At 61.5% G+C, this 19,898-nt stretch carries 18 protein-coding genes; 2 read left to right on the top strand and 16 right to left on the bottom strand.

The window, feature by feature from the left end; all coding sequences use genetic code 11:
* Nucleotides 1–663 (bottom strand): HAD-IA family hydrolase, encoded by a 663-nt coding sequence (locus tag HU727_RS08725; protein WP_186529596.1) that lies wholly within the window; start codon nucleotides 661–663, stop codon nucleotides 1–3.
* A complete protein-coding gene (gene rluC / locus HU727_RS08720) occupies nucleotides 650–1,609 on the bottom strand; it encodes a 23S rRNA pseudouridine(955/2504/2580) synthase RluC (protein WP_186529597.1) in 960 nt (319 codons plus the stop codon). Before rluC ends, HU727_RS08725 begins: the two co-directional genes overlap by 14 nt.
* A gap of 698 nt (nucleotides 1,610–2,307) precedes the next feature.
* Between rluC and rne the strand changes: the two genes are divergently transcribed.
* Nucleotides 2,308–5,583, top strand: coding sequence for a ribonuclease E (gene rne / locus HU727_RS08715; RefSeq protein ID WP_186529599.1), 3,276 nt, complete (start codon nucleotides 2,308–2,310; stop codon nucleotides 5,581–5,583).
* Nucleotides 5,584–5,798: 215 nt separating this feature from the next.
* Here the strand turns inward: rne and HU727_RS08710 are convergent, their stop codons facing one another.
* The 12 genes from HU727_RS08710 to HU727_RS08655 form a co-directional block, all read right to left on the bottom strand.
* Nucleotides 5,799–6,428 (bottom strand): nucleotidyltransferase family protein, encoded by a 630-nt coding sequence (locus HU727_RS08710; RefSeq protein ID WP_186529601.1) that lies wholly within the window; start codon nucleotides 6,426–6,428, stop codon nucleotides 5,799–5,801.
* Complete coding sequence (locus tag HU727_RS08705) at nucleotides 6,425–7,405, bottom strand: XdhC family protein (protein ID WP_186529604.1); 981 nt, start codon at nucleotides 7,403–7,405, stop codon at nucleotides 6,425–6,427. The genes HU727_RS08710 and HU727_RS08705 overlap by 4 nt, the downstream gene beginning before the upstream one ends.
* Nucleotides 7,405–9,726 (bottom strand): xanthine dehydrogenase family protein molybdopterin-binding subunit, encoded by a 2,322-nt coding sequence (locus tag HU727_RS08700; protein WP_186529606.1) that lies wholly within the window; start codon nucleotides 9,724–9,726, stop codon nucleotides 7,405–7,407. Before HU727_RS08700 ends, HU727_RS08705 begins: the two co-directional genes overlap by 1 nt.
* Nucleotides 9,723–10,193 carry a (2Fe-2S)-binding protein gene (locus HU727_RS08695; protein WP_186529607.1) on the bottom strand — a complete coding sequence of 157 codons (471 nt, stop codon included), beginning with the start codon at nucleotides 10,191–10,193 and terminating at the stop codon, nucleotides 9,723–9,725. Before HU727_RS08695 ends, HU727_RS08700 begins: the two co-directional genes overlap by 4 nt.
* Nucleotides 10,194–10,498: 305 nt before the next feature.
* Complete coding sequence (gene murB / locus HU727_RS08690) at nucleotides 10,499–11,518, bottom strand: UDP-N-acetylmuramate dehydrogenase (protein ID WP_186529618.1); 1,020 nt, start codon at nucleotides 11,516–11,518, stop codon at nucleotides 10,499–10,501.
* The gene (locus HU727_RS08685; RefSeq protein ID WP_186529620.1) at nucleotides 11,515–11,979 is read right to left on the bottom strand and encodes a low molecular weight protein-tyrosine-phosphatase; all 465 of its coding nucleotides are present in this window, start codon (nucleotides 11,977–11,979) and stop codon (nucleotides 11,515–11,517) included. The genes murB and HU727_RS08685 overlap by 4 nt, the downstream gene beginning before the upstream one ends.
* A complete protein-coding gene (gene kdsB, locus HU727_RS08680; RefSeq protein WP_186529622.1) occupies nucleotides 11,979–12,743 on the bottom strand; it encodes a 3-deoxy-manno-octulosonate cytidylyltransferase in 765 nt (254 codons plus the stop codon). The genes HU727_RS08685 and kdsB overlap by 1 nt, the downstream gene beginning before the upstream one ends.
* The gene (locus tag HU727_RS08675; RefSeq protein ID WP_003179363.1) at nucleotides 12,740–12,925 is read right to left on the bottom strand and encodes a Trm112 family protein; all 186 of its coding nucleotides are present in this window, start codon (nucleotides 12,923–12,925) and stop codon (nucleotides 12,740–12,742) included. The genes kdsB and HU727_RS08675 overlap by 4 nt, the downstream gene beginning before the upstream one ends.
* 24 nt (nucleotides 12,926–12,949) lie before the next feature.
* Entirely contained in the window at nucleotides 12,950–13,960 is a 1,011-nt protein-coding gene (gene lpxK / locus HU727_RS08670; protein ID WP_186529624.1) for a tetraacyldisaccharide 4'-kinase, read from the bottom strand.
* Nucleotides 13,960–14,388, bottom strand: a complete 429-nt coding sequence (locus HU727_RS08665) for an ExbD/TolR family protein (RefSeq protein ID WP_186529626.1) — start codon at nucleotides 14,386–14,388, stop codon at nucleotides 13,960–13,962. The genes lpxK and HU727_RS08665 overlap by 1 nt, the downstream gene beginning before the upstream one ends.
* Entirely contained in the window at nucleotides 14,385–15,020 is a 636-nt protein-coding gene (locus tag HU727_RS08660) for a MotA/TolQ/ExbB proton channel family protein (protein ID WP_016771007.1), read from the bottom strand. Before HU727_RS08660 ends, HU727_RS08665 begins: the two co-directional genes overlap by 4 nt.
* A gap of 101 nt (nucleotides 15,021–15,121) precedes the next feature.
* Entirely contained in the window at nucleotides 15,122–17,356 is a 2,235-nt protein-coding gene (locus HU727_RS08655) for a DNA internalization-related competence protein ComEC/Rec2 (protein WP_186529628.1), read from the bottom strand.
* 136 nt (nucleotides 17,357–17,492) lie between these two features.
* Here HU727_RS08655 and HU727_RS08650 point away from each other — a divergent pair, with 136 nt between their 5' ends.
* Nucleotides 17,493–18,011, top strand: coding sequence for a DUF2062 domain-containing protein (locus tag HU727_RS08650; protein ID WP_186529630.1), 519 nt, complete (start codon nucleotides 17,493–17,495; stop codon nucleotides 18,009–18,011).
* A gap of 137 nt (nucleotides 18,012–18,148) precedes the next feature.
* On the opposite strand, the gene HU727_RS08645 is transcribed toward HU727_RS08650, so the two are convergent.
* Entirely contained in the window at nucleotides 18,149–18,928 is a 780-nt protein-coding gene (locus tag HU727_RS08645) for an ABC transporter permease (protein WP_186529632.1), read from the bottom strand.
* Nucleotides 18,925–19,857 carry an ABC transporter ATP-binding protein gene (locus HU727_RS08640; RefSeq protein ID WP_186529634.1) on the bottom strand — a complete coding sequence of 311 codons (933 nt, stop codon included), beginning with the start codon at nucleotides 19,855–19,857 and terminating at the stop codon, nucleotides 18,925–18,927. Before HU727_RS08640 ends, HU727_RS08645 begins: the two co-directional genes overlap by 4 nt.
* Between the last annotated feature and the right edge of the window lie 41 nt (nucleotides 19,858–19,898).

Genomic DNA, 19,898 nt, shown 5'->3' with positions numbered 1-19,898 from the left:
TTAAACCTGCTGTCCCAGCCAGGCATGCAATTCAGAAAAACGGTCGATCGACAGGCGCGGCTCGAACTGCTGCAGGGACTCGATCGATTGCGCGCCATAACTGACCGCCACCGAATCCATCCCCGCGTTTCGCGCCATCAGCAGATCGAAGGACGAATCACCGACCATCAACGCCTGCTCCCGGCGCACACCGCAGTGGCCGAGGATCTGCTCCAGCATCAGAGGGTGTGGCTTGCTGGCAGTTTCATCGGCAGCACGGGTGATATCGAAATAATCTTCCCAGCCGTTGGCCTTGAGCACCCGATCCAGTCCGCGACGGTTCTTGCCGGTCGCGACCGCCAGGCGATAACCCTGCTCGCGAAACGAAGCCATCGATTCGACAACCCCTTCGAAGAGCGGCGATGGTACGGCTTCGGCAGCGATGTAGTGGTCGGCGTAGTACTCGCGAAACAAGAGCATTTCTGCGTCACTGATTTCGGGGTACAGGGTGCGAATCGCTTCCGGCAAGCCAAGACCGATGATGCCTTTGACAGCGAAGTCATCGCGCAACTCGAAACCGGAACGCCCGGACGCCGAATGCATGGCCTCGACGATCCGATGGATGGAATCAGCCAGCGTGCCGTCCCAATCGAAAATCAACAGCTTGTAATCACGGTGCTGCACTCAGGCGCTCCACGGTCTTGGCCCACATCTCATCGACGGGCGCTTGCAAATTCAGCTTGCCGCCGTCGGGCAGCGGCACGGTCAACATGTAGGCGTGAAGGAATAGACGCTTGCCGCCCAGATCGCGGATTTCCTTGGTGAAATCATCGTCGCCGTACTTGCTGTCGCCAGCGATGCAATGCCCGGCGTGCAGGGTGTGAACGCGAATCTGGTGGGTGCGCCCGGTCACCGGCTTGGCCTCGACCATGGTCGCGAAATCACCGAAGCGACGTAGCACCTTGAACAGGGTCAGGGCTTCTTTGCCCTCCTCATTCACCTCGACCATGCGCTCGCCGGAGCGCAAATTGCTCTTGAGCAACGGCGCACGGACTTGCTTGATTGAGGTTGCCCAATTGCCGCGGACCAGCGCCATGTAGCGCTTGTCGACACCATCGCCGCGCAATTGCTCATGCAGATGCCGCAGCATGCTGCGCTTCTTGGCGATCATCAGCAGGCCGGAGGTGTCACGGTCGAGACGGTGAACCAGTTCCAGCTCCTTGGCATCGGGACGCAACTGACGAAAGGCTTCGATCACGCCGAAATTCAAGCCGCTGCCACCATGAACCGCAATGCCGGCGGGCTTGTTGATCACGATCAAGGCTTTGTCTTCGAAGACGATCGAGGCTTCCAGGCGCTGCAACAGGCCTTGCGCCAAAGGCACCGGCTCGTCGCGCTCAGGCACGCGAACCGGCGGAACGCGCACGATATCGCCGGCCTGCAGCTTGTATTCGGGCTTGATCCGACCCTTGTTCACACGCACTTCGCCTTTGCGCAAAATGCGGTAAATCAGGGTCTTGGGCACGCCTTTGAGCCGGGCGAGGAGAAAGTTGTCGATTCGTTGGCCGGCATACTCCGGCGAGACTTCAAGCAGTTGAACGCCTGGAGTCGAAGGGGCAGTAGTTGTCATGGCGCGGATGATAACAATTTTTATGGATTTGAAGCACTTAATCATTGCTGCTATAGTCGCGAACGCCGCCAAAAGCGGCCTGGACAGCGGAACCACGGTCAAAGACCGGCCCTGACCAACGCAATTCACCAGGGCGCGAGGCCGTCCTACGGGGCTTTCGCTACGTAACGGTGGAGTTTGCGGTTGTAACGAGCGCAGGTGACATGAGGCCTGAATTACACCGCCGAGCAGAGTTTTCACTCGCCCGGCAGGCGATATTCGAGGCCAGTTCACAAAGTGCAGTCAACCGCGAATGACCCCGAGCGATTGCTTCGGAAACATCGCCTGAATTAGCCATGATGCGTGACCTCCCCTTTCGGAGCTCACGGTAAATGCCAACCCGCTGCGGATTCTGCGCGCGGCAGCACCCGAATTATCAGGGATACGTGTAGGGTGGAGATGCACAACCGCCGGACTGTGTAGCAACAGGCTTTATCAAGACGCTTCATCTCGTCCACAGCCGCTGGTTGATTCCTCCTCCTGACTGAGTGCTTAAGTAGCCACAGCAAGCAGGACGCGTACGTCGCGGTATCGGCCCAATTGGTCGTACATCGCTGGACACGGGAATGGCCAACCACTCCCGACGCACCTGACACCGACCGTGAGAAGTCGTGTGTGCCGAACGCCGTTTCCGGCAGCCCGGAAACCGACGGTACTACATGAAAAGAATGCTGATTAACGCAACTCAACCCGAAGAGTTGCGTGTTGCACTGGTAGATGGCCAACGCCTCTACGACCTGGACATCGAATCCGGTGCACGCGAGCAGAAGAAGGCCAACATCTATAAAGGCCGCATCACTCGCATCGAACCAAGCCTTGAGGCTGCCTTTGTCGATTTCGGCTCCGAGCGCCACGGCTTCCTGCCCCTCAAAGAAATCTCCCGCGAATACTTCAAGAAAGCCCCCGAAGGCCGCGTCAACATCAAGGACGTCCTGAGCGAAGGCCAGGAAGTCATCGTTCAGGTCGAGAAAGAAGAGCGTGGCAACAAGGGCGCCGCCCTGACCACCTTCATCAGCCTTGCTGGCCGCTACCTCGTGCTGATGCCGAACAACCCGCGTGCCGGCGGCATCTCGCGCCGCATCGAAGGCGAAGAGCGCAACGAACTGCGTGAAGCGCTGAACGGCCTCGTTGCCCCGGCCGACATGGGTCTGATCGTGCGCACTGCCGGCCTGGGCCGCAGCAGCGAAGAAATGCAGTGGGACCTCGACTACCTGCTGCAACTGTGGACCGCCATCAAAGAAGCTTCGCTGGATCGCTCCGCGCCGTTCCTGATCTATCAGGAAAGCAACGTGATCATCCGCGCCATCCGCGACTACCTGCGCCAGGACATCGGCGAAGTGCTGATCGACAGCGTTGAAGCCCAGGACGAAGCCCTGACCTTCATCCGTCAGGTGATGCCGCAGTACGCCAGCAAGATCAAGCTATACGAAGACAGCGTTCCGCTGTTCAACCGTTTCCAGATCGAAAGCCAGATCGAGACCGCTTTCCAGCGCGTCGTTGAGCTGCCTTCCGGCGGCTCCATCGTCATCGATCCGACCGAAGCCCTGGTGTCCATCGACATCAACTCGGCGCGCGCCACCAAAGGCAGCGACATCGAAGAAACCGCCCTGCAGACCAACCTTGAAGCCGCCGAAGAAATTGCCCGTCAGTTGCGCCTGCGCGACATCGGCGGCCTGATCGTCATCGACTTCATCGACATGACCCCTGCCAAAAACCAGCGCGCCGTGGAAGAGAAAGTCCGCGAATGCCTGGAAGCCGACCGCGCCCGCGTGCAGATCGGCCGCATCTCGCGCTTCGGCCTGCTGGAAATGTCCCGTCAGCGTCTGCGTCCATCCCTGGGCGAAAGCAGCGGCATCGTCTGCCCGCGCTGCAACGGCACCGGCATCATTCGCGACGTCGAATCGCTGTCGCTGGCGATCCTGCGCCTGATCGAAGAAGAAGCCCTGAAAGACCGCACCGCCGAAGTCCGCGCACAAGTGCCGATCCCGGTGGCCGCGTTCCTGCTCAACGAGAAACGCAACTCGATCACCAAGATCGAATTGCGCACCCGTGCCCGTATCGTCATTCTGCCGAACGATCACCTGGAAACACCGCACTTCGAAGTTCAGCGCCTGCGTGACGACAGCCCGGAAGCCGCGACCAGCCAGTCCAGCTACGAAATCGCCGCTGCCGCTGCCGAAGTCGAAGAAGTCCAGCCAGCCGCTGCGACTCGCACCCTGGTTCGCCAGGAGGCGGCAGTCAAGACCGCACCGGCCCGCGCCAACGCTCCGGTTCCGACCGAAGTCGCTGCCGCCGCACCTGCACCGGCACCGGTTGCCGCACCTGAGCCAAGCCTGTTCAAGGGCCTGGTGAAGTCGCTGGTCAGCCTGTTCGCCACCAAGGAAGAGCCTGCCGCTCCGGTTGTGGTTGAAAAACCGGCCACCGAGCGCCCGGCGCGCAATGAAGAACGCCGCAACGGCCGTCAGCAGAGCCGCAACCGTAACGGTCGCCGCGACGAAGAGCGCAAGCCGCGCGAAGAACGCGCCCCACGTGAAGAGCGTGCACCGCGCGAACCGCGTGAAGAGCGCCAGCCTCGTGAAGCCCGCGAGCCACGCGAAGCCCGTACCGAAGCGCCGGTCGCTCGTGAAGAGCGTGCTCCACGCGCTCCTCGTGAAGAACGCGCACCTCGTGCTCCACGCGAAGACCGCAAGCCACGTGGCGAGCGCGAAGAACGCGTACGTGAACTGCGCGAGCCACTGGACGCCGCTCCAGTTGCTACCGCTGCCGCAGCCGTAACCACTGAAGAGCGCCCGGCTCGCCAGCCACGCGAAGAACGCGCACCGCGTCCACCGCGTGAAGAGCGCCAGCCGCGTGCCGAGCAGGCTGCCGTCGCTGAAGAAGAAGTCAACACCAGCAACGAAGAGCAACTGCCGGAAGACGGTCAGGATAACGCCGAAGGCGATCGCCCTCGTCGTCGCTCCCGTGGTCAGCGTCGTCGCAGCAACCGTCGTGAGCGTCAGCGTGATGCCAACGGTAACGTGATCGAAGGTTCGGAAGAATCCGAATCCGGCGAAAACGCTGCCGAGCCTACGGCTGCCGATCTGGCTGCGGGCCTGGCGGTTACTGCCGCCGTTGCCAGCAGCGCCATCAGCGCTCCGGCTGAAGCTCAGGCCCATGAACAGGCCGAACGCGCCACCGCCGCAACACTGGAAACCGCGCCAGTGGAAGCGCCAGCTGTAGAAGCCACGACGCCGGTCGAAGTGACTGCTGCTCCGGAAATCGAAGTGGCCCCGGTTCGCCAGGCCTGGCCTCAGGCTGAAGCCGCTGCAGAGCCTGCTCCGGTTGCCGAAGCGCCGGTCGTTGTTGCAGAGCCGGTTGCCGATACCGTCGCAGAAACCGTGACCGAAACCGTGCGTGAAGTGCGCGAAGAGCAGACTGCGTTCAACTGGGTATCGGAGCCCGCCGTGACCGAAGCGCCAGCACCTGTGGCTGAAGCCGAAGTCTCGCAAGCCATGGTTTCCGAACCAGTGGTTGCAGCGGCCGAACCTGCTCCAGCGCCAGTCGTTGAAGCGCCGGTTTTCGAAGCACCGGTTGCAGAAGCACCTGTTGTCGAAGCGCCCGTGGTTGCCGAAACTCCAGCGCCGGTGGTTGACGCTCCTGCGCCGGTCAGCGCCCTGACGCCAAACGGCCGCGCACCTAACGATCCGCGTGAAGTGCGTCGTCGCAAGCGTGAAGAAGAGCGTCTGCAGAAGGAAGCCGAACTGGCTGCCGCTGCGGCTCCAGTGGCTGCCGAACCAGCCCCTGCTGCTGATGTGGTCGAGGCAGCCCCTGCCCCGGTCGCTGAAGAAGCATCGGTCGAAGCGGTGATCGCTGAAGCACCACGCTCCGTTCAGGACGCGGTCGAGCAGCGCGAAGAAGCCGAGGAAAAAGAGCACGAGCCTAAGCCGCTTGTCTGATTCCTGAAGCCCAATAAAAAGCCCCGCCCGGTGAAAGCCTGGCGGGGCTTTTTTAATGCGCTTCGATTTTCTATGCAGGCCTTTGGATCGCCCCCCCTCACCCCAGCCCTCTCCCCCCGAGGGGGCGAGGGGGAAAGGGAGCCGATCTTCAAGCTTTTCAAACCCAAGATCGACTCGGAAGTTTCAGGTCGGTGCTTCTCGGAAAAACAACTCGGTCAGTCCCCTCTCCCTCTGGGAGAGGGCCAGGGTGAGGGGCTTTTGAAGGCCAACGCCTCAGGCACATCGATATCCCACAACACTCCGGGATCATCCACTGCCACTTCGACCACCCGCCCCTGCGCAAACAGCGGTCGAGCTCCTCGATCGCCAGTCAGCGCCTGCAACTGCTCGCCAAACCCACGTCCGAATCCCACCGGATGCCCGAACTCGCCATCCTGCACCGGCACGCTCACCACGTCGTCAGCAATCGCCGCGACCACCCGCTCAATACTCGACGGCGATATAAACGGCATGTCGCCTAACACGATCAGCCAGCCATCTGCATCAGCACACACCGCAACGCCCGCAGCGATGCTATCGCCCATTCCGGTCGTTTCTATCGATACCACATCGCAACCATAAGCCTGCGCCATGCGCATCGCCTGTGGTCGCGCTTCGGTCGTCACCAGCACACGCTTGTCGAGACCGGCCGGCAAGTTCACCAGCACCTGTTCGATCACCGAGCGAACCGCGCCGTCACGTCCGGTGCAATCGGCCAGCAGTTTGTCCTTGCCGGCGCCGGCCACCTGGCGAAAGCGACTGCCCTCACCCGCCGCCAGCACAATCACTGCGATGGATCGGCTCATGCGCCCTCCAGCGGTTTTTTCTGTTTCAACTCCACACCGTTCTTGATCGCGACGATTTCTGCCAGCAACGACAAGGCAATCTCTGCCGGCGAATGACTGCCGATGTGCAGGCCGATCGGCCCGTGCAAGCGGTCGATCGAGGTTTTCGACAAGCCTAGCTGGGCGAGATTTTCCCGGCGTTTCTGGCTGTTCACCCGCGAACCGAGCGCACCGACATAGAATGCCGGCGAGTCCAGTGCCGTGAGCAGCGCCATATCGTCCAGACGTGGATCATGGGTCAACGCGACAATCGCCGTGCGCTCGTCAGTCTGGATGTTCAACACCGCGTCATCCGGCATGCCGGGAACGAAACGGCCATGCTGCTCTTCCCAACCGTAGACAAATTCGGTGCGTGGATCGCAGATCAGCACTTCGAAATCCAGCAGCCGCGCCATGTCCGCCACGTAGCGCGACAACTGCCCGGCGCCGATCAACAGCAGACGCCAGCGCGGGCCGTAAATGGCCCGCAGCGTTTTGCCGTCGAACACCAGCGAATCGGATTTGCTCGCCGGCGCAAGCGTGACAGCGCCGGTTTCAATATCCAGTTCACGGGCGACGATTTCATGGTTTTCACAGCGCTGAAGCAGTTCTTCCACCCAACCCGGATCGCCAACGCGCTCTTCGGTCAGGCGCAGCGTGCCACCGCAAGGCAGGCCGAAACGCGCGGCCTCCTCGCGGGTCACGCCGTAAGTGATCATCTGAACCGGGGGCCCGTCGGTAGCGATACGCCCGTCGTGCAGACGGGCGATCAAGTCATCCTCGACACACCCGCCCGACACCGAACCGATCACCACGCCATCTTCGCGCAAAGCGAGCATGGCGCCGGGCGAACGTGGGGCGGTGCCCCAGGTCTGAACCACGCTGAACAACACCACCCGCTGTCCGGCGCGGCGCCATTCGAGCACGCTGCGCAGGACGTTAAGGTCGACGCTATCCATTACGCCTGCGCCTTCTGCCAGCCCTGCAGCTGGTAACGCACCGGGAGATCACGGATGCGTTTGCCGGTGGCGGCAAAAATTGCGTTACACAAGGCTGGTGCAATCGGTGGCACGCCCGGTTCGCCGACGCCACCCAGCGGCACGTCGCCTGGCGGAGTCACCAGATGCACCGCGACTTCCTTGGGCGCCAGCGACATCCGCGCCACTTCGTACATGTGGAAATTGTCCTGCTGCACCTTGCCGTCCTTGAAGCTGATCTCACCAAGTACCGCGTTGCCCAGGCCCATCACGCAAGCACCTTCGAATTGCGAACGGATGCGCTCGGGGTTGATCTGCGGGCCGCAATCAACGGCAATGTCAGCCTTGTGCACGATCAGCGTGCCATCGTCCTTGACCTCGACTTCGATGACCGCTGCCACGTAGGTGACAAAGCTGTAGTGCACCGCCAGCCCCAGGCCACGACCCTTGGGCAGTTTGCGCCCCCAGCCGGCAGCCTTGGCGGCGGTTTCCAGCACCGTGCGCATGCGCCCGGTGTCGATCGGATAACGCTCCGGGGATTCGCCGTAGTTCCACTCGTCACTCAAGGTGCTCGGGTCAATCTGGCGATCCGGGCCGAGCAGTTTGATCTGGTACTTGAGCGGGTCCTCTTTGGCCTTGTACGCCAATTCATCGACAAAGCTCTGAATCGCAAAGCCATGGGGAATGTTTGACACCGAGCGATACCAGCCGACCCGCGTGTGCACCTTGGCTTCGGGGTTTTCCAGGCGCACGTTGGGAATCGCGTAGGCCATGTTGGTAAACCCCATGCCCAGTTCGAATGCCGCCTCGTGGTTCATGTCCGGCGCGAACAGCGCGGTGATGCTCGGCGCCACGGTGCGATGCAGCCAACCGGACGGCATGCCGTTCTTGTCGACACTCGCCTTCAGGTATTCGGCCGACACGGTGTGGAAGTACGAGTTATGAATGTCGTCTTCACGCGTCCACTGCACCCGCACAGCCTTGCCCGGAAATTCCTTGGCGAGGATCGCCGCTTCAACGACGAAGTCCGGTTTCGACTTGCGACCGAAACCACCGCCCAGCAGCGTCACGTTGAAGGTGACCTTGTCGAACGACACGCCCAGGCGCTCGGCGATGCGCTCGCGGGTGACCTGCGGTGCCTGACTCGGTGCCCAGGCTTCGCAGATGCCGTCCTTGTAACGGGCAATAGCGACCATCGGCTCCATTGGCGCCTGTGCCAGGTGCGGCAAATAATAGGAGGCCTCAAGGGTGCTGGCGCCGCCGCTCAGGGCCTTTTCGATATCACCCGTGTTGCGCACGACTTTGCCGGGTTTCAGCGAAGCAGTTTCGAGTTCCTTGCGATAGGCAATCGAGTCGTAACTGGCATTCGGGCCGTCGTCCCATTCGATCTTCAGGGCCTCGCGGCCCTTGATTGCTGCCCAGGTGTTGCTCGCCACCACCGCCACACCGCCCAAAGGCTGGAACTCCGACGGCAGCGGACGGCTTTCGATTTGAATGACTTTCAGCACGCCAGGGACTTTCAGGGCCGCGCTGTCGTCCAGCGATTTGACCTTGCCGCCGTAGACTGCCGGACGAGCGATGGTCGCGTACAACATGCCGTCAAAATGCACGTCGGCGCCGTACACCGCGCGACCGTTGACGATGTCTTCACCGTCGATGGCTTTGCTGCCTTCCTTGCCGATGTAGCGAAATTCCGACGGCTGCTTGAGGCGCAGACTGTCACGGCTCGGCACCGCCAACGCACTGGCGGCGGCGGCGAGTTCGCCATAGCCCAGCTCGCGGCCGGACGGTTTGTGAATCACTTTGTGCAATTGCGCGTGGCACTCGCCGACCGGCACTTTCCACTGCGCGGCGGCGGCCTGTTCCAGCATGGTCCGGGCCGCCGCGCCGCAACGACGCATCGGCTCGTACCAGTGACGCATGCTCCGCGAACCGTCGGTGTCCTGGTTGCCGAAACGTACTTCGTCGCCCGGCGCCTGTTGCACCTTCACTTTTGCCCAATCGGCTTCCAGCTCATCGGCGACGACCATGGTCAGGCTGGTGCGGATGCCCTGGCCCATTTCCGATCGGTTGCAAACGACGGTTACGGTGCCATCGGCGGCGATGCTGACGTAAACCTTGGGATCGTCGATCCAGCCATTGGGCATGCCGTCGGCGCCGAATTTCTTCGGCGCGTCTTCGGCCAGCGCGTCCTGCCAGCCCCAGCTCGCGGCCAGGACCAATGCACCGGTGGCGCCCACACCCTTGAGAAAGCCACGACGGCTGAGATTGCTCAGGGCGAAATCATTCGGTACGCGGCTCATGCCTTGGCCTCCTTCAGGTGAGTGGAAGCCTGGCGGATCGCAGTCTTGATCCGGTTGTAGGTGCCGCAGCGGCAAATATTGCCGACCATCGCCTCTTCGATCTGCTCGTCGCTGGGGTTCGGGTTGGTTTTCAGCAATGCCGTGGCGGACATGATCTGCCCGCCCTGGCAGTAACCGCATTGCGCCACGGCACTGTCGAGCCAGGCCTGCTGGACGACTTTGCCGACCGGGTCGGCGTGCAGGTTATCGATGGTGGTGACGTCCTGACCGACCACCGAACCGATCGGTGTGATGCAACTGCGCGCAGGCGAGCCGTTGATATGAATGGTGCATGCGCCGCAAAGGCCCATGCCGCAGCCGAATTTTGTGCCGTTGTAACCGGCGACGTCACGAATGGCCCACAACAGCGGCATGTCTTCGGTAACGTCGAGGGAGTGGTCTTGACCGTTGAGCTTCAGGGTAATCATGGGCACGCCCGCATATTTATTGGAGGTTATGGGGTCGAGCAATCTGCCGCCGGGAAATCAGCGTGGGTTCGCGCAGATCGGCTCAGGCTAATCAGGCTCTCTTGCGCCGACAGAAACGTCTGCACCGGGCCTTTGGTGGAGCAAATGATTGGTATCGTTAGCTCGATAAATTAACCCAGCATTAACAAAAAAGCCCTGCTGAGACAGGGCTTTTTTAGCGGCAAGCTTTTAGCTGCAAGCGGTAAGTAGAAGCGGTAGGTCGCTCATGATCCAGTGTAGCTTGCCGCTTGAAGCTTGCCGCTGCATCAATACCTGTTGGGCTCCATTTCCAGCTCGACGTTGAAGCGTTCCGCGATGTCTTTCTGGATCCGTTGCGCCAGGTCGAGCAATTGCAAACCGGTCGCTGTGCCGTAGTTAACCAGCACCAATGCCTGCAATTTATGCACACCGGCATCGGCCTCGCGGAAACCTTTCCAGCCTGCGCGCTCGATCAGCCAGCCGGCGGCCAGTTTCATTTGCCCGTCCGGCTGTGCATACGCCACTACATCCGGATGCTGCGCCTTGATTTGAGCGACGATGTCCGCAGAAACCAACGGGTTCTTGAAAAAGCTGCCGGCATTGCCGAGCACGGCGGGATCCGGCAATTTCTCGCTGCGGATGCTGCAGATGGCGCGACTGACGTCGGTCGGGGTCGGGTGCTCAATGCCCTGCTCGGTCAGGCGTTGACGCACCGGGCCGTATTCCAGATGCAAATGGGCGACGCGATCGAGCTTGAAGCGCACGCGCAGGATCAGCCAACGCCCAGGCTGCTGTTTGAACAGGCTGTCGCGATAGGCGAAGTTGCATTCTTCGAGGGTGAAATCCCGCAGCTCCCCCGTCTGGCGATCCAGCGCGGTGAGCCCGGCGAACACATCCTTGATCTCGACGCCGTAGGCCCCGATGTTCTGCATCGGTGCGGCGCCGACGGTGCCGGGGATCAGGCTGAGATTTTCCAGCCCGGCAAAACCCTGCGCCAGCGTGTGCTGGACGAACGGGTGCCATGGCTCGCCCGCCTCCGCTTCGACCACCACATGGCTGCCGTCATCGCTGAGCACACGAATGCCGCGCGTGGCCATGCGCAATACCAAGGCCGGAATATCGGCAGTCAGCAGTAGATTGCTGCCGCCACCGATCACCAGCAACGGCACCTCATGAGAGGCAGCGTAGGCCAGCGCCTGGTGAACATCGTCGTCGTTATGGGCTTCGGCGAACAGCTTCGCGCGGACATCCACGCCGAAACTGTTGAACGCTTTCAGGGAAACCTGTGACTGGACCTGCAGACTCATGACCGGCCCTTCACTTCGATCAACAATTGATCACAGGCCGCTTCGATCAGATCCAGCACCTGCTCGAACCCCTGATCGCCGTCGTAATACGGATCGGGCACTTCGTCGACCAACCCGGCATAACGACGCAGGAACAGGTCCAGTTCCGCCTTGCCGGTGGACGGCTGCAGCGCCTTGAGATGGCGCAGATTGCTGTTGTCCATGGCGAGGATCAAGTCGTAACTGGCGAAATCGGCCCGGCTGACCTGCTGCGCGCGCTGCGCCGACAGGTCATAACCGCGCACTTTCGCGGCGGCCTGGCTGCGTTTGTCCGGCGGATTGCCGACGTGCCAGTCACCAGTGCCGGCGGAGGCCACTTCGACCTGCGCGGCCAATCCTGCTTCGCGCAATTTGTGCCGCAATACGCCTTCGGCGGTGGGCGACCGGCAAATGTTGCCCAGGCACACAAACAGAACGCGCATCAGGCCCCCAGCAGGCGACGAACGCGCTCAAGGTCTTCGGCGGTATCGACACCGGTCGGCGGCGCGATCAGCGCATCGGCGACATGAATCCGCACGCCGTGCCACAAGGCACGCAGCTGTTCGAGGGATTCGGTGTTCTCCAGCCAGCACGGCCCCCAGCTCACGAAGTCCTGCAAGAACCCGGCGCGGTAGGCATAAATGCCGATATGGCGGCGGTACGGCACGCCTTCAGGCAATTGCTCGCGGCTCTTGGCGAACGCATCGCGCGCCCAGGGCAACGTGGCGCGACTGAAGGTCAGTGCGAGGCCGTTGATGTCGCTGACGACCTTGACCACGTTCGGGTTGAACAGCGTATCCACGTCCTCGATCGGCTCGGCCAACGTCGCCATGCGCGCTTCGGTGTGAGCAGCGAGGTTGGCGGCGACCTGGTCGATCACACTCGGCGGGATCAGCGGCTCGTCGCCCTGCACGTTGACCACGATCGCGTCAGGCGCAAGACCCAGTTTCGCCGCGACCTCGGCCAGACGATCAGTGCCGGAATTGTGGTCTTCACGGGTCAGCACGACTTCGGCGCCAAAGCTTTTGCACGCCTCAACGATGCGCGCATCGTCAGTCGCCACCACCACGCGGCTGGCGCTGCTCTTGCTCGCCTGCTCCCAGACGTGCTGGATCATCGGCTTGCCGGCAATATCCAGCAGGGGCTTGCCCGGCAAACGGGTCGAGGCGAAACGCGACGGAATGACAACGGTGAAGGCTGTGGTCATTTATCCAGGCGCTCGTCGGTGGTCAGGGTGCGCGCTTCGCTTTCCAGCATGACCGGGATGCCGTCGCGGATCGGGTAGGCCAGGCCGGCGCCCTTGCTGATCAGTTCGGTCTTGTCCGCGCTGAGTTTGAGCGGGCCTTTGCATACGGGGCAAGCAAGGATGTCGAGCAGTTTGGTGTCCATGTACATTCCCAGAAATAAGATCAATTAAGGCAACAGGCGATCCGGCAACAGGCGCATCAACTGCGTGTCGAACCAGCTCACGAAAGCCGGCGACGGCACGGCATCGACCGCCAGATACCACCAGTCGGCGGCGGCAAAGGCACGGCACTTTACCGCGTCCTTTTCCGTCATCACCAACGGCAATGACGGTGTGAAATTCAGGGCCTGCACGCTGTATTCGGCGTGGTCGGCAAACGCATGGCTGATGGGGCGCCAGCTTAGCGCTTCGAGGGTATTGAAGAAACGCTGTGGATTGCCGATACCCGCCACCGCGTGCACCGCTTGCCCGGCCGCAAAGTGATCGAGCGACTGACGTTCGCCGCTGCGCAGATTGACCAGTGCGGTGGGTTGCAGGCGAAACGCAAAACCGTCATCGCGATCTTCAGTGGCGCCGTTGAACAGTACGCCATCGACGCTTTGCAGACGCTCGATCGGCTCACGCAAAGGACCCGCGGGCAAGCAACGCTCGTTGCCCAAACCCCGGGCGGCATCGATCAGCACCAGTTCCAGATCGCGAGCCAAGCGGTAATGCTGCATACCATCGTCGGAGAGGATCAGATCCAGCGGTTCGCTGGCGACCAAGGCTTTAACCGCCGCGCTGCGGTCTGGGTCGATCATCAAGGGTACGCCGGTGCGCTGGACGATCAGCAGCGGCTCGTCGCCGGCGATGTCGGCGCTGTGCCCGGCCTCGACTTGCCATGGCAGTTGCGGCGGCTTGGCGCCGTAACCGCGACTGACCACGCCGACGCGCAGTCCCCGGCGTCGGCAATGCTCGATCAGCCAAAGAATCATCGGCGTCTTGCCAGTGCCGCCAACGGTGATATTGCCGACCACGATCAATGGCACGGGCGGCTGGTAGATCTCACCTTCACCGTCAAGAAAACGCCGACGCTTGTTCACCACCACGCGGCGGTACAACATTTCCAGCGGTCGCAACAGCGTCAGGGCCGGATGCCCCTGATACCACGCGGCGAGCAAGCGATCGGACAGGCTCATCAGGGTTTGGGCGCCGCCTCGACCGTGGTCATGCGCAGATGGCTGAAACCGAGCTTGCCGGCCGCGTCCATGGCGGTGATCACCGATTGGTGCTGCGCCTTGCCATCGGCACTGATCGACAACGGCAGGCTGGTGTCGCCGTTGGACTCTTTCTGCATGGCTTCCATCAGGGTCGCCAGATCATTCTTCGGCAGTATCTTGTTGTTCACCGAAAACACGCCTTCGGCGCTGATCGCGACGTCCAGCTGTTTAACTTGCTGGTCCTCGGCCGGCGAGCCGCTGACGGCTTCCGGCAGATCCACGCGCAACTGGGTTTCACGGGTGAAGGTGGTGGTGACCACGAAAAACAACAGCAGGATGAACACCACGTCGATCAGCGACGCGAGGTTGATGTCCACGGTTTCCCGGGGTTTGCGACGGAATTTCACGCTTTGCCCTCGGCCAGATCCACGTCACGGTCGCCCTGCACCACTTCCACCAGTTTGATGGCTTCCTGTTCCATGCCCACCACCAATTCATCGATACGGCGTTGCAGGAAACGGTGGAAGAACACTGCAGGAATACCGACCATCAGGCCCGCTGCGGTGGTGATCAGCGCTTTGGAAATACCGCCGGCCAGCACCGAAGCATTGGTGGTCATGCCGGAGCCGGTGAAGGCGCTGAAGATGTCGATCATGCCCAGCACGGTGCCGAGCAAACCGAGCAACGGCGCCATGGCGGCAATGGTGCCGAGCGCGTTGATATAGCGTTCGAGTTCATGAATGACCCGGGCAGCGGCCTCTTCGATGCACTCTTTCATGATCTCGCGACCATGCTTGGAGTTGGCCAGGCCTGCGGCGAGGATTTCCCCCAGCGGCGAGTTGGCGCGCAGTTCCTTGAGCTTTTCTTTGTTGAGCTGCTTATCCTTGATCCAGACCCAGACCTGGCCCAGCAGATGCTCGGGGGTGACGCGACTGGCGCGCAGTGTCCACAGGCGCTCGGCGACGATCGCCATGGCCGCTATGGAACTCAAAATGATCGGCAACATCATCCAGCCGCCGGATTTGACCAATTCCCACACAGTGACAGCCCCCTCGAAAAAGTGCGCCACTTTACCATACCGATCCGCGATTAAGACCCGCTGCCCCGACGACCGTGATGTGGCAACCATGCTGGCACCGATCAACGGGCAAGCGCAGACGAATCGCGCCAGAAACGCCGCTGTTGACGCATCGTCCACGGGGGTTTGAAGCTGCCCAGTTGCAGATGAATGGCGCCCTGCTCGGCGCTGTCATAGAGGCGAAGGCCTTGTTTGCGGTAACGCGCGATCACCGTGGGATGCGGATGGCCGAAGGAATTGCCGTGCCCTCGGGAGATCAGCACCGACTCCGGTTGCAACGCTTTCAGCAGTGCCGTCGATGATGAGCTGCGACTGCCGTGATGCGGCGACTGCAGCCATTGCGTCGGCACGGCCAGAGGGCTGTCGAGCAGGACGCGCTCGGCATGAATATCGATGTCACCGGTCAATAGCAGGCGTTCGCCGTTGGCCTCGATTTGCAACACACAGGAACGCTGGTTGCTGTCGTGAGCGGCTGACCATTGCCAAAGCTGAAAATTCACGCCATCCCACTGCCACTGCTTGCCACTTTCGCAGCTTTCAGCGCTCAGTTCGGCCGGCAGGCCAGGCGGATCGCCGCTGATAATCCGTTCTACCGACAATTGGCGTCTCACTGCCCGAGCGCCACCGGCGTGATCGGCATCCGCATGGCTGAGCAGCATCAGATCAAGCTTTCCCACATTCAACTTGCGTAGCGCCGGCACCACCACGCGCTCGCCCAGATCAAAATCCCCGAATCGCGGGCCGGCATCATAAAGCAGCGCGTGATGGCGGGTCCGGATCAGAATGGCCAGGCCTTGGCCGACGTCGAGTTGCCAGACATCGGCCACCCCTTCTTTTATTGCCTCTCCGGGCGGTACGACCAACAGCAACATGAGCGGCCAGCCCAGCGGGCGCAGCGGTACGCCACGCGGCAACAGCAACAGCACCGCGCCGAGGCTGCCCGCCGCCAGCGCCCAGAAAGGGATGGAGGCCGGAACCCACGCCGGCCATTGTCCGGCAATCACGGCCAACCCTGAAAACAGCCAATCGATCAAACCACCGGCCAGCCACAACAGCCCTTCGCCAACATAGGGCACGGGCAGCAATAACGTTCCGAGCAATGCCGGGGGCAGCACCACGAGGCTGACCCACGGCACCGCCAACAGGTTTGCAACCGGCCCGCTCACGCTGATCGGCAGGCTGAGCGCCAGCAATACCGGGCACAAACCGATCGCGATCAACCATTGCGCACGCGTCCAGGCCTGCCACCAGCGCCAAGCACCCAGCCGCCCGCCAAACGTTAAAATCAGCACCGCCACCGCGGCGAAGGAGAGCCAGAAACCAGGACGCAAACTGGCCAGCGGATCGAGCAACAGCACGCCGTTGAACGCCAGCAGCAACGGCCACCAGGCACCAAGATGGCGAAAGCGCAGGCGCCACAACAACACCAGCGCCACCATCACACAGGCACGCTGCACCGGCACATCAAACCCGGCGAGCAAGCCGTAACCGAGCGCCGCCGCGAATGCCAGACCACAGGCCCACGGCAGCCATGGCCAGCACGATGGCCACAACCCGTATCGCGCCAGCCCGGCGACCAGCAGATACATCACTGCGGCAAGCATGCCGATGTGCTGGCCGGAAATCACCAGCAAGTGCACGGTGCCGGTGTCTTGAAGAATTTGCCAGTCTTCGCGGCTGAGTCCCGAACCGTCGCCAAGCACCAGCGCGGCCAGCGCGCCCTCCCGTCCCTGCGCATCCACCGCCAGCAAGCGCTGGCGAACGCCATCGCGCCACGCATGCCGGGCTTCTGCCAGGCGCTGACCATCCTTGATCGTGCCGGTCGCACCGATGCGTTGCGCCAGCAACCAGGCCTCGTAATCGAACGCGTCCGGGTTGAGCAACCCGCCCGGACGTTTCAACTTCACCGCCAGGCGCCAGCGTTCACCGCTGCTGACCGGCGGCCCGGCATACCAGGCCAGACGCATCAGCGACGGCAATTTCTCATGGCGTGAGCGGGCATCGGCAAGCTCGAAACGCACCACTCCGTCGCTGTTCTGCGGCAAGCCGACCACCCGCCCCTCCAGCCAACGGGTTTCGCCGTCCAGGCTGGATGGCAAGCGATCATTCAATGCCCATTGCGCGCTGACGCAGGCCCACGTAAAGCCAAACAGCAAAAGCGCCAATGGATAGCTGCGAAACGGCAGCAGCATCAACGCCACCACCGGCAGCACCATCAACAAACCGACCGGCGGCAAGGCCGGCAAAAAAACCGGGGCCAGCAGACCGACTGCCAGCGCCATCATCCCTGTGCGCATATGCCCGTCCTTGAGAGTCCAATCCTTAGGCATAGCGGGTCTGGGGCACGACCGTCGTCAACAATTGTCACAAAGTCTGAATGGGCGGTTCGTAGAATCCAGACATACTTGCCGCCTTAACCGACCGAGAAGCCTTATGCCCCGGCGCTTATTCAAACGTTACATGCCCGACCCGACGAGCATCAGGGAACACAAATCCTTACGCTTTCTCGGCAAGTTGCTGCATGACCCGAACCTCTGGCACCTCAATCGGCACTCGGTCGCCCGGGCGATGGCGGTCGGCCTGTTTGCGGCGTTCCTGCCGATTCCGGCACAGATGCTGGTCGCGGCGGCGCTGGCTGTCATGGTGCGCGGCAATATGCCAATCGCCGTCAGTCTGGTCTGGCTGACCAACCCGCTGACCATGCCGGCGGTGTTTTTCTGCACTTACCAGGCTGGGGCCTTTTTGATGGATGTGCCGGCGCGGCATCTGCCGGACGAGCTGACCTGGGAATGGATCAGCGGAGAATTATCGACCTTGTGGCAGCCATTTTTGCTGGGTTCGGTGGTCGTCGGCCTGGTGCTGGGGGCCCTCGCCTATTGTCTGGTGATGCTGTATTGGCGCTGGTGGGTAGCGCGGCAATGGGCGCGGCGCAAGAAAAGTCGCCAGAAATGAATGCAAAACGGCCTCCGCAATGGGAGGCCGTTTTTTGTTGTGCCTGGTTTCCTTTCGCGAGCAGGCTCGCTCCCACAGGGAAAGCGTTCCAATGTGGGAGCGAGCCTGCTCGCGAATTCAGGCGACCCGTTTTTCGATCAGGTCCGCATCCCGCGCCCACTCACCAGCAACCGCGCACAGCCCAGATACAGCACCACCGTCGCCACCAGCATGAAGGTAATCGCGATGCCGATGCGGATATCCGAGACACCGAGAATGCCGTAGCGGAAGGCGTTGACCATGTGCAGCACGGGGTTGGCCAGCGACACGGTCTGCCAGAACGGCGGCAGCAAGGTGATCGAATAGAACACGCCCCCCAGGTAGGTCAGTGGTGTCAGCACAAACGTCGGTATGATCGAAATATCATCGAAGTTGCGCGCGAACACCGCGTTGATGAAGCCCAGCAGCGAGAAGATTGTCGCCGTCAGCACCACAACCAGAATGGTCACTCCCAGGTGATGCACCTGCAAATCGGTGAAGAACAACGACAGCATCGTCACGATCAGGCCGACCATCAACCCGCGCAATACACCGCCAATGGTGAAGCCGATCAGGATTGTGTGCGGTGATACCGGCGAGACCATCAGCTCTTCGATGGAGCGCTGGAACTTGCTGCCGAAGAAGCTCGAAACAACGTTGCCGTAAGAGTTGGTGATCACCGACATCATGATCAGCCCCGGCACGATGTACTCCATGTAGGTGAAGCCACCCATGTCGCCGATCTGCCGGCCGATCAGGTTGCCGAAGATCACAAAGTACAAAACCATGGTGATTGCCGGCGGCAGCAGCGTCTGCGGCCAGATCCGCATGAAACGTTTGACCTCGCGGTAGACAATGGTTTGCAGGGCGACGAGGTTGGGGCCGAACTCGGAACTCATACCGCCACCTTCGACAGATTTTTCTCCACCAGGGACACGAACAACTCCTCAAGGCGATTGGTTTTGTTACGCAGGCTCAGCACTTCGATGTTCTGCAAGGCCAGTTGGCCGAACAGCGCGGTGATGCCCATCGACTTGTCGACCTGGACTTCCAGCGTGTGCGCATCGACCAGCCGCGACGGATAGCCGACCAGTTGCGGCGCGGCCGCCAGATCACCCTTGAGATCCAACAAAAAGGTCTCGACATGCAGCTGACTGAGCAACTGACGCATACTGGTGTTTTCGACGATGGTGCCGTGGTCGATGATGCCGATGTTGCGGCACAGCTGCTCGGCCTCCTCCAGATAATGCGTGGTCAGAATGATGGTGATGCCTTTCTGATTCAGTTCGGTGAGGAAGGTCCACATCGAACGGCGCAACTCAATGTCGACGCCTGCGGTCGGTTCGTCGAGGATCAGCAGACGCGGTTCGTGCACCAGCGCACGGGCGATCATCAAACGGCGTTTCATGCCGCCGGACAGCGAACGCGACGGCACATCGCGCTTGTCCCACAGGCCGAGCTGGGTCAGGTATTGCTCGGCACGTTCCTTGGCGATTTTCGCCGGAATGCCGTAGTAACCGGCTTGGGTCACCACAATATCGAAGGTCTTTTCGAACTGGTTGAAATTGAATTCCTGGGGCACCACGCCGATCGAGCGCTTGAGCGCCGCCGGATTCTTGTCCAGGTCATGGCCGAAGATATTCACCGTCCCGCTGGTCTTGTTGACCAGGGTCGAGAGGATGCCGATGGTTGTGGATTTGCCGGCACCGTTGGGGCCGAGCAAGGCGAAAAAGTCACCTTCGGCAACGTCCAGATCGATACCACTCAAGGCCTGGAACCCGTTGCCGTAGGTTTTGGTTAGCTGCCGGATGGACAGAGCGGAACTCATATCGGATTTACGCACCAAGAAGGGAGGAATGGAATAAATAA

This window comes from Pseudomonas khorasanensis (genome assembly GCF_014268505.2).
GTDB classification, from domain to species: domain Bacteria; phylum Pseudomonadota; class Gammaproteobacteria; order Pseudomonadales; family Pseudomonadaceae; genus Aquipseudomonas; species Aquipseudomonas khorasanensis.
Note: the sequence above shows the minus strand (reverse complement) of the source record. Positions and strands in the feature narration are given on the sequence as shown.

Bases quoted from the DNA above. Each gene is read 5' to 3' on its own strand.
- rluC (WP_186529597.1), bottom strand. From the start codon at position 1,609: ATGACAACTACTGCCCCTTCGACTCCAGGCGTTCAACTGCTTGAAGTC.
- rne (WP_186529599.1), top strand. From the start codon at position 2,308: ATGAAAAGAATGCTGATTAACGCAACTCAACCCGAAGAGTTGCGTGTT.
- HU727_RS08710 (WP_186529601.1), bottom strand. From the start codon at position 6,428: ATGAGCCGATCCATCGCAGTGATTGTGCTGGCGGCGGGTGAGGGCAGT.
- HU727_RS08705 (WP_186529604.1), bottom strand. From the start codon at position 7,405: ATGGATAGCGTCGACCTTAACGTCCTGCGCAGCGTGCTCGAATGGCGC.
- HU727_RS08700 (WP_186529606.1), bottom strand. From the start codon at position 9,726: ATGAGCCGCGTACCGAATGATTTCGCCCTGAGCAATCTCAGCCGTCGT.
- HU727_RS08695 (WP_186529607.1), bottom strand. From the start codon at position 10,193: ATGATTACCCTGAAGCTCAACGGTCAAGACCACTCCCTCGACGTTACC.
- murB (WP_186529618.1), bottom strand. From the start codon at position 11,518: ATGAGTCTGCAGGTCCAGTCACAGGTTTCCCTGAAAGCGTTCAACAGT.
- HU727_RS08685 (WP_186529620.1), bottom strand. From the start codon at position 11,979: ATGCGCGTTCTGTTTGTGTGCCTGGGCAACATTTGCCGGTCGCCCACC.
- kdsB (WP_186529622.1), bottom strand. From the start codon at position 12,743: ATGACCACAGCCTTCACCGTTGTCATTCCGTCGCGTTTCGCCTCGACC.
- HU727_RS08675 (WP_003179363.1), bottom strand. From the start codon at position 12,925: ATGGACACCAAACTGCTCGACATCCTTGCTTGCCCCGTATGCAAAGGC.
- lpxK (WP_186529624.1), bottom strand. From the start codon at position 13,960: ATGAGCCTGTCCGATCGCTTGCTCGCCGCGTGGTATCAGGGGCATCCG.
- HU727_RS08655 (WP_186529628.1), bottom strand. From the start codon at position 17,356: ATGCGCACAGGGATGATGGCGCTGGCAGTCGGTCTGCTGGCCCCGGTT.
- HU727_RS08650 (WP_186529630.1), top strand. From the start codon at position 17,493: ATGCCCCGGCGCTTATTCAAACGTTACATGCCCGACCCGACGAGCATC.
- HU727_RS08645 (WP_186529632.1), bottom strand. From the start codon at position 18,928: ATGAGTTCCGAGTTCGGCCCCAACCTCGTCGCCCTGCAAACCATTGTC.
- HU727_RS08640 (WP_186529634.1), bottom strand. From the start codon at position 19,857: ATGAGTTCCGCTCTGTCCATCCGGCAGCTAACCAAAACCTACGGCAAC.